General features: G+C 70.4%; 7 protein-coding genes. 2 read left to right on the plus strand and 5 right to left on the minus strand.

All coding sequences use genetic code 11. The features are described 5' to 3' along the window. Both ABTZ89_RS30790 and ABTZ89_RS30795 read left to right on the plus strand, forming a co-directional pair. Positions 1-675 (plus strand): LysR substrate-binding domain-containing protein (locus tag ABTZ89_RS30790; RefSeq protein ID WP_351051281.1); only part of this gene is annotated, 675 nt, incomplete at its 5' end. A 35-nt stretch (positions 676-710) separates the two neighbouring features. Next, positions 711-2,894, plus strand: coding sequence for a thiamine pyrophosphate-dependent enzyme (locus ABTZ89_RS30795; RefSeq protein WP_351051283.1), 2,184 nt, complete (start codon positions 711-713; stop codon positions 2,892-2,894). A gap of 43 nt (positions 2,895-2,937) precedes the next feature. Here the strand turns inward: ABTZ89_RS30795 and ABTZ89_RS30800 are convergent, their stop codons facing one another. The 5 genes from ABTZ89_RS30800 to ABTZ89_RS30820 all read right to left on the minus strand — a co-directional run. Continuing rightward, on the minus strand, positions 2,938-4,338 hold the full coding sequence (locus ABTZ89_RS30800; protein WP_351051286.1) for an FAD-binding oxidoreductase: 1,401 nt from the start codon (positions 4,336-4,338) through the stop codon (positions 2,938-2,940). Positions 4,339-4,659: 321 nt separating this feature from the next. Next, positions 4,660-5,640 (minus strand): phosphatidylinositol-specific phospholipase C, encoded by a 981-nt coding sequence (locus tag ABTZ89_RS30805; protein WP_351051288.1) that lies wholly within the window; start codon positions 5,638-5,640, stop codon positions 4,660-4,662. Positions 5,641-5,698: 58 nt separating this feature from the next. Beyond that, on the minus strand, positions 5,699-7,156 hold the full coding sequence (locus tag ABTZ89_RS30810) for a carboxylesterase/lipase family protein (protein ID WP_270949637.1): 1,458 nt from the start codon (positions 7,154-7,156) through the stop codon (positions 5,699-5,701). Between the two features lie 63 nt (positions 7,157-7,219). Next, complete coding sequence (locus ABTZ89_RS30815) at positions 7,220-8,668, minus strand: carboxylesterase/lipase family protein (protein WP_351051292.1); 1,449 nt, start codon at positions 8,666-8,668, stop codon at positions 7,220-7,222. A gap of 52 nt (positions 8,669-8,720) precedes the next feature. Further along, positions 8,721-8,992, minus strand: a 272-nt coding sequence (locus ABTZ89_RS30820) for a WS/DGAT domain-containing protein (protein ID WP_351051295.1), incomplete at its 5' end; no start/stop codon positions are given.

Genomic DNA, 8,992 nt, shown 5'->3' on the forward strand with positions numbered 1-8,992 from the left:
GCGATGGTCGCCGGCGAGGAGGGCAGCCTGCGGCTGGCCAGCTTCGCCACCGCCAACGCACGGGTGCTGCCGGACGTGCTGGCCGCGGTGGTCTCGCAACGCCCGAACGCCGAGGTGCAGCTCGACGAGGGCGAGCCGGACGAGGTGCTCGGCGGGGTGCTGGACGGAACCGTGGACGCCGCGGTGGTCTTCGAGTACGACCTGGACCCCCGCCAGTGGCCGATCGAGCTGTGCGTCGAGGAGCTGATGGCCGAGCCGCTGCGGCTGGCGCTGCCCGAGACGCACCGGCTCGCCCACCACGCCGAGGTGGATCTGCGCGAGCTCGCCGACGACGCCTGGATATGCACCCGGCAGGACACCGCGGGCGCCCGGTCGCTGGTGCGGTTGGCCGCCGCGGCGGGCTTCGTCCCGCGGATCACCTTCCGCAGCAACGACTACTCGGTGATCCGGGACCTCGTCGGCCGCGACCTCGGGGTGGCCGTGCTGCCCGGGCTGGCGATCCCGGACCAGGCGGTGCGGATCTGCCGCATCGCCGGGTGGCAGCCCTACCGCCGGGTGAAAGCCCTGTACCGCAAGCAGAACACCAATCCGCTGCTGCCGATGGCACTGGAGTGCCTGGCCAAGTCCTGCGCCCTGGTGGCCAACGACTGGCACGCGGACCCGCACGAGTCGTGAGCGCACGACCGAAAGCACGCGACACGGAGGACCCTATGAGCGAGAAAACCGAGCCCGTTGACGAGTTCTTCCATCGCACCGTGGCCGGTTGGTCCGCTCACCCGGCGACCGGCTCGGAGCTCGCCGACGACCTGCTGGCCCTGTTCGACGCGCAGGCGGGCAGCCGGCACCTCGACCTGCAGGCGCGGCAGTTGGGCAAGCAGGGCAAGGGCTTCTACAGCATCGGCTCGTCCGGCCACGAGTCCAACGCCGCGGTCGCCGCCGCGCTGCGGCCGACCGACCCGGCGCTGCTGCACTACCGCTCCGGCGGCTTCTACGTGCGCCGCGGCCACCAGGTGCCCGGCCAGCAGCCGCTGCGCGACGTGCTGCTCGGCGTCGTCGCCTCCGCCGACGAACCGATCTCGGCCGGTCGGCACAAGGTGTTCGGCAACGCCGAGCTGGCCGTGATCCCGCAGACCTCGACCATCGCCTCCCACCTGCCGCGCGCGGTCGGGCTGGCCTTCTCGCTGGGGCGGGCGGCCAAGCTCGGCGTGACCAGCGCCTGGCCGGACGATTCGGTCGTGGTGTGCAGCTTCGGCGACGCCTCGGCCAACCACTCGACCACCACCGGGGCGATCAACTCCGCGCTGCACTGCGCATTCCAGGGCCTGGCCATGCCGCTGCTGCTGGTGTGCGAGGACAACGGGATCGGGATCAGCGTGCGGACCCCGAAGGGCTGGATCGAGTCGACCTACGGCAACCGCACGGGACTGCGGTACTTCACCGCCGACGGCTCCGATCCGGTGCAGTGCCTGTCGGTCGCGCGGGAGGCCGCGGACTGGGTTCGCCGCCACCGCGCGCCGGCGTTCCTGCACCTGCGCACGGTGCGACTGATGGGGCACGCCGGTTCGGACGTGGAATCCGGTTACCGGTCCCGCACCGAGATCACCACCGACTACCAGCGCGATCCCCTGCTGGGCACGGCGAAGTCCTTGGTGGACAACGGGATCCTGAGCCCGGACGAGGTGCTGGCGCGTTACGAGGCCAAGCGCGCCGAGGTCACCCGCATCGCCGAGGAGGCGTTGGGACGCCGGAAGTTGAGCAGCGCTGCTGAGGTGATGGCCTCGATCTGCCAGAACCGGCCGGACGTCGTGGAGCGCCGGGCGCGCGAGGTTCCTCCTCAGCGACAGGAGCACTTCGGCGCGCAACTGCCCGAGGACGAAGGTCCGCTGACGGTGGCGCAGGCGATCAACCGGTCCCTGGCCGAGGAGCTGGGGCGGGATCCGGGCGTGATCGCATTCGGCGAGGACGTCTCCCGCAAGGGCGGCGTGTACGGCGTGACCCGCGGTCTGCGCAAGAAGTTCGGCGCCACCAAGGTCTTCGACACGCTGCTGGACGAGCAGAGCATCCTCGGCACCGCGCTCGGCGCCGGACTCGCCGGGCTGGTCCCGATCCCCGAGATCCAGTACCTCGCGTACGTGCACAACGCGGCAGACCAGCTGCGCGGCGAGGCCAGCACGCTGAGCTTCTTCTCCGACGGCCAGTACCGGAACCCGATGGTGGTGCGCATCGCGGGTTACGGCTACCAGAAGGGCTTCGGCGGCCACTTCCACAACGACAACAGCATCGCCGCCCTGCGCGACATGCCAGGCGTGGTCCTCGCATCACCGTCCCGCCCGGACGACGCGGCAGCGATGCTGCGCACCTGCGTGGCGGCGGCCCGCGAGGACGGCCGGGTGTGCGTGTTCCTGGAGCCCATCGCCCTCTACCACACCCGTGACCTGCACGAACCCGGCGACGCCGAATGGCTGGCACCGTACCCGGCACCGGGCGAGCACCACGTGCCGATCGGCCGGGCCCGCCAGTACGGCGACGGTTCGGACCTTACCCTGGCCACCTTCGGCAACGGGGTACCGATGAGCCTCCGCACGGCGAAACGCCTGCGGGAACGCGGAATCCACGCCCGGGTCCTCGACCTCCGCTGGCTGTCCCCGCTCCCGGTCGACGACCTGCTCACTGCGGCGGAAGCAACGGGCCGCGTCCTGGTGGTCGACGAAACCCGCCGCACCGGCGGAGTCTCCGAGTCGGTGGTGACAGCTCTGATCGACGGCGGCTTCACCGGCCCGATCGCCCGCGTGACCAGCGAGGACAGCTTCATCCCCCTCGGCGCAGCGGCCTACCACGTCCTCCTCGACGAAGAAACCATCGAAACAGCGGCCCTGAAACTCGCCAACGGCTGAGGTGGTCGTGAGTGCGTAACAGTGTTCGAACACTGTTACGCACTCACGACTCCGGGTCGCCGAAGACCTTGCCCGGGTTGAAGATTCCTGCCGGGTCAAGGGAGTTCTTGATGGCGTGGTGCATGGCGACGACCGCGGGGCTCAGTTCGGCGTGGAGGCCCTTGCGCTTGAGGAGGCCGACCCCGTGTTCGCCGGTGACCGTGCCTCCCATGGCGATCGCGTCGGCGACGATGTCGTCGAAGGCGAGCTGGGCCCGTTCGCGGGCCTCGTCGTCTCCGGGCGGGGTGATGATCAGCGGGTGGAGGTTGCCGTCGCCGGCGTGGGCGATGTTGGCGATCTGGGTGTTGTGGCGCTGAGCCGAGGCTTCGATGCGGGACAGCATCTCCGGTACCTTCGCGCGCGGGACGCAGACGTCTTCGGTGAGCACCGGGCCGAGGCGTTCCAGCGCCGGGTAGGCCAGCCGGCGCGCGGCGAACAGGGCGTCGGCCTCGTGCTCGTCGGTGGAGCGGGCGCTCCAGGTCGCTCCGGCCTCGTCGAAGCAGCGCAGCAGCGTGTCGACCTCCTGCTCCCCCGCCGCGCCCGGGGTGTCCGAGCGGCCCAGGAGCAGCACGTTCGCCTCGGCGCTCAGGCCCATGTTCTTCCATTCGTCGACCGCGCGCAGGCAGTGCTGGTCGAGCAGTTCCAGCGCTGAAGGCACCACCCCGGCAGCGGCCACCGCCGCGACCGCTTCGCCGGCCTGCACCAGCGAATCGAAGTAGCCGACCACCGTGCGCTCCGGGGCTCGCAGGCCCGGCAGCAGCTTGACGGTGATCTCGGTGATCACGCCGAGCGTGCCCTCCGAGCCCACGAACAGGCCGCACAGGTCGTAGCCCGCGACGCCCTTGGCGGTGCGCCTGCCGAGGCGGACCACCTCGCCGTTGCCGACTACGGCTTCCAGACCCAGCACGTAGTCGCGGGTCACGCCGTACTTCACGCAGCACACGCCGCCGGCGTTGGTGGAGGCGTTGCCGCCGATGGTCGACCAGGGCGAGCTGGCCGGGTCCGGCGGGTACCAGGCGCCGTGCTCGCGGCAGGCGGCGCGCAGGTCGTCGTTGACGACGCCGGGCTGCACCACGGCGAGCTGCTCGCGCGGGTTGATCTCCAGGATCTGGTTCATGTCGGCCAACGAGAGGAGCACGCAGCCGTCGATGGCATTCGCGCCACCGGACAACCCCGTCCCGGCGCCGCGCGGGACAACCGGAACGCCCAGCTCAGCGCAGATCCGGACGGTGGTCGCGACGTCGTCGGTGCTGGTCGCGCGCACCACCGCGAGAGGCTTGCCGAACGGTGCCCACTCGGCTTCGTCGTGGGCGAAGCGGGTAGTGGAATCGGGATCCGTCAGCAGCACCCCCTCCGGGAGTTCCGCGCTCAAGGCAGCCAGCGCCTTCTCCGCCGTTCCCGACATATCGCCCTCCGTCCGGGTTGACCCCCCTCACGTTAACCAACGCCCCTGCACGTCCATTAGCCGAGGCAACGATCCGGCGGCCCGCTCGACCGGGAGACCACAGTTTCAATTGAAACTGCGGACCGCCGTGGCTGGAATCTGCAGTTTCAATTGAAACTGTGCTCCGCCCCGGAGCCGCGGGCCGACGGAGCAGGGTGGGAATCCCGGTCTGGGAGAGGGCGAACGCACTGATCAACGTGGGTGATCAACCGCGGTGGGCATCGCCATGTGCACGCCCGGCACCTGCCCGACCAGTGCTGTCAAGGACGATCGCGGCGCAGGTCAGGTGTTCGTCGCGATGATGGTGTTCACCAGGTTTGCTCCTGGGAAGTCCATCATGATCACACCGGTGCGCGGGAGGTCGTTGCTCTGCAGGTGTTCCAGGGCGTAGTCGTTCACGCCGCGGAAGCCCGCTGCTCCGCAGGCCACCGCGTTCGGGAAGGCCGCCGGGCTGGAGCCGCTGGTGAAGTTCAGGAACATCTCGCCCTGGTCCGCCGCCGTCGTCTTGTCCAGGTGGTCGCGGACCTTCGCCCACTTGTCGTCGATGTCGAACAGCGTCGGCACGTCGTACTCGTCCTGGACGTAGTCGCCCCAGGTGTCGTCGGTGAACTGGCCGATGCCGCGGCCCTGGTGCAGGCCGCCGCGCGGTCCCTGCAGCGCCGTCAGCACGATCTTGCCGCGCGCTTCGCCGAGCGTCGGCACCGCGCCGCCCGCCGGGTCGTGCAGGTACTTGCCGTTGGGGTCGTTGTCCCGGTACCAGTCCAGGATCTGCGTCTCGTCGAGCTGGCTGTTCTCGTCGGTGCAGGAGCCGGTTTCGCCGGTGCACTCGGCTTTCAGGCGCAGCAGCACCGTCTCGCCCGGGTGCGCGGACAGGAAGTCGCCCGCCTTCTGCAGGACGTCGGAGAAGTTCGCGTTCTGGTAGAAGGGCCCGTGGTGCAGGGTGAACTTGTCGTCGTAGCGGCGCACCCGGATGTCGATGGCGCGGATGCCCGACTGCAGCTGGACGGCGAGGGTTTCCGCGCTGTCGCCGTGGTTCTCCTGCGTCTGGGTCAGTTCGCCGCCGTGCAGCGACAGGGTCTGGTGCGTGCCGGGGATGGACAGCTGCGCCAGGCTCGCGTCGTCGGGCAGCCCGGCCATCCAGTCCGGGTTCGACGCATCGGTGATGCTCTGGCAGTACGGCGCGGCAGCCGCCGTCCCCGGCACCATCGAGACCGACAACGCCAGCGCGAGCGCAGCCGCCGCGCGAACCGTCTTCCCGGACATGCGCCCCAGAATTCCCGCCGGGCAGTGCCAACGGCCCGAATGGCGGGAAATCGCCAGCTCAGCCGGAGAAGCGGTGCTGCCAGATCTCGCGCGAGGCCTTGATCGGGTCCTCGACCACCGACGACGGGACGTTCCAGACCCGGGCCCGCCGGTCGTCCGGCGCGTAGGCCGGCCAGCCCGGATCACCGGTGGTGGCGAAGGAGACCCAGGACTCGCGCAGTTCCGCGGAGAGGACCTCGAAGTCCTCCGGTGTCTCGTCGGGGAACACCTGCGCCGTGACGTCGCTCCGGTCCACCCCGAAGGTGAACGGCACGTCCAGCCCGTGGCAAGCACCGAACGCACCACCGCGGGCCGGGCTCGGCCACGCGAACTCGTAGAGGTAGCTGCGACCGCCCGCCAGGGCGTGCCCTTCCGCGCACCACAACGAGGGCATCCGGAACAGCTGGTCGCTGAGCACCAGCGAGTGCAGGTCCACGTCGGTGATCCCCCGGTACGCGGCGCGGTACTCGTCCAGCACCGACGGCGCCAGCCTCAGGCCGTGCGCCAGCACCGCCGGATCGGACAGCTCCGCCGGGAAGTCCACCGTGAACATCCGGGCTTCGTCGGTGTTGTACCCGCTGATCAGCTCGACGTCCCGACCCGCGCCGCCGCGCAACGCGACCCACGGCAGGTCGTCGAGCAGCTCCCCATCCGGCACCACCGCGAACGGTGTGGAATTCGTCCAGGCCGCGCGGTTCTGGTTCTGCTCCACCATCACGGCCTGCTGCGCGGCGTGGATCGCCTCCGACGGCACCGCTCCCAGTTCTTCGGCGGTCGCGGCAACACCGAGCGGGCCGACGATCAGGTCGCTGATCTTGCGGGCCTCCTCCGCAGGGCAGAACACCGAGCCGACGCTCTGCGCGATCCCCCGGTGGAACAGGCCCGAATCCGACGAGCCCGCGACCAGCGTCGCCACCGAGCTCGCACCGGAGGACTCGCCGAAGATCGTCACGTTGCCGGGGTCGCCGCCGAACCCGGCGATGTTGTCCTGCACCCACCGCAGCGCCGCCAGCTGGTCCAGGATCCCCCGGTTCGCCGGAGCGTCCGCCACCCAGCCGAAACCCTCGTAGCCGACCCGGTAGTTCAGCGTCACCACGACCACGCCGGCCTTCGCCAACCTCGTGCCGTCGAAAGCCGGGCTGTCGCTCGTGCCGCCCATGTACACGCCACCGTGGATCCACACCATCACCGGCAACCCGCCGCCGAGGTCCGGCGACCACACGTTGACGCTCAGGCAGTCGGTGTCGTCATCAGGAGTCCACCACGGCGAAGCACCGGGAAGCAGGGTGGCCTGCGGCACCGACGCGCTGAACGCCGTCGTCTCCCGCACCCCGTCCCAGGGCTCGGGCGCCGCCGGGGCCTGGAACCGACGTGGCCCGTCCAGCGGTGCCGCGTACGGAATCCCCTTGAAAACGCACACGTTCCCGGCCGAAGCGCCGCGCACCGAACCGCTGCTAGTCGAAACCACGAGGTCCATGCCGATATGTAAGCACACTAGCCATCGGCTCGTCCGGCGTTCGAGCGAAGAGCCGCGCCGGGCTCAGCCCGAGAAGCGGTGCTGCCAGATCTCGCGCGAGACCTTGATCGGGTCGTCGACCACCGACGACGGGACGTTCCAGATCCGGGCGCGGCGGTCGGCGTCCGAATACGTCGGCCAGCCCGGATCACCGGTGGTGGCGAACGAGATCCAGGACTCGCGCAGTTCCGCCGAGAGGACCTCGAAGTCCGCGGGCATCTCCTCGCCGAACATCTGCCGGAGGGCGTCTTCCGCGACACCGAAGGTGAACGGCAGGTCCAGGCCGTGGCACGCGCCGAACGCTCCCCCGTTGAGCGGGGTGCGCCACGCGAACTCGTAGAGGTAGCTGCGGCCGCCCGCCTGCGCGTGCGCTTCAGCGCACCACAGCGCCGGCATCCGGAACAGCTTGTCGCTGAGCATCAGCGTGTACAGCTCCGCGTCGCCGGCTCCCGGATACCCGGCCCGGTACTGGTCCACCGCCGACGGGTCCAGCCGCAGGCCTCGTGCCAGCAGCGCCGGATCCTTGGCGGCCGCGGGCAGGTCCGCCGTGAACATGGTGGCTTCGTCGGTGTTGTAACCGCAGATCAGGTCCACCCCCGCACCCGAACCGCCGCGCAGCATCACCCACGGCAGGTCGTCGAGGACCTCGCCGTCGAAGACCACCGCGTACGCCGTCGAATTCGTCCAAGCCGCGCGGTTCTCGTTCATCTCCGCCATCGCCGCCGCCTGCGCGGTGTGGATCGCCTCCGGCGGCACCTCGGCCAGTGCTTCGGCAGTCGCCGGAATCCCCAGGCGACCGACGACCAGGTCGCTGACCTTGCCGAACTCGTCCTCGTCGCAGAACAGCGCACCGACGCTCTGCGCGATACCGCGGCGGAACAGGCCTCTCCCCGCCGATCCGGCCGCCAGCGTGACCACCGAGGTCGCCCCGGCGGACTCGCCGAAGATCGTCACGTTGCCCGAGTCGCCGCCGAACGCCGCGATGTTGTTCTGCACCCACCGCAACGCGGCCAGCTGGTCCAGGATGCCGCGGTTGGCCGGAGCGTCCTGCACCCGGCCGAAACCCTCGTAGCCGACCCGGTAGTTCACCGTCACCACGACCACACCGGCCTGCGCCAGCCTCGTCGGGTCGTACTCCCCGCTCGTGCCGCCGAGGTAGGCGCCGCCGTGGATCCACACCAGCACCGGCAGACCGCCGCCGCGGTCCGGCGTCCACACGTTGAGCGTCAGCGAATCCGTGCCATCACCAGGTTTCCACGCCGCCGGGATGCCCGGCAGCAGCACCGGTTGCGGCACGGCAGCGCTGAACCCGGACGCGTCCCGAACCCCGTCCCAGGGCTCGGGAGGTTGCGGAGCTTGGAACCGGCGCGGCCCGTCCAGCGGGGCCGCGTAGGGAATTCCCTTGAAAACGCTCAGCTCTCCGTCGGCGACACCACGCACCGCACCGTGCTCTGTCCGCACCACGAGGTCCATGCCCTCATGAAACCAGGAAAGCTCCGCCCGCGCGGCCGAATTTTCGCCGGGCTCAAGCGCGGTCGGCCAGTTCGGCCACCGCCAGCGGCAGTGCCTCCCGGAACTTCTCCAGATCCGGCACCGCGGCCCGGTTGGCCTGCACCCCGACGTGCACCGCGCCGTTGAACTGCGAGACGGCGATCGCCAGCGCGTGCCCGGCGGCCAGCGGAGCCACCGGGTAGAGCTCGGCGAGCTCCGCGCCGTCCAGGGTCGCGCGGAAGCTCGGCAGCGGGACGTTGCTGATCAGCGCGTCGAACAGCAGCGCCGCGCCCTGTCCCGCCAGCG

Source organism: Saccharopolyspora sp. NPDC002686 (assembly GCF_040295745.1).
Taxonomy (GTDB): domain Bacteria; phylum Actinomycetota; class Actinomycetes; order Mycobacteriales; family Pseudonocardiaceae; genus Saccharopolyspora; species Saccharopolyspora oryzae.

Excerpts from the sequence above, each read along its gene's own strand:
- ABTZ89_RS30795 (WP_351051283.1), top strand. The coding sequence starts at position 711 with ATGAGCGAGAAAACCGAGCCCGTTGACGAGTTCTTCCATCGCACCGTG.
- ABTZ89_RS30800 (WP_351051286.1), bottom strand. The coding sequence starts at position 4,338 with ATGTCGGGAACGGCGGAGAAGGCGCTGGCTGCCTTGAGCGCGGAACTC.
- ABTZ89_RS30805 (WP_351051288.1), bottom strand. The coding sequence starts at position 5,640 with ATGTCCGGGAAGACGGTTCGCGCGGCGGCTGCGCTCGCGCTGGCGTTG.
- ABTZ89_RS30810 (WP_270949637.1), bottom strand. The coding sequence starts at position 7,156 with ATGGACCTCGTGGTTTCGACTAGCAGCGGTTCGGTGCGCGGCGCTTCG.
- ABTZ89_RS30815 (WP_351051292.1), bottom strand. The coding sequence starts at position 8,668 with ATGGACCTCGTGGTGCGGACAGAGCACGGTGCGGTGCGTGGTGTCGCC.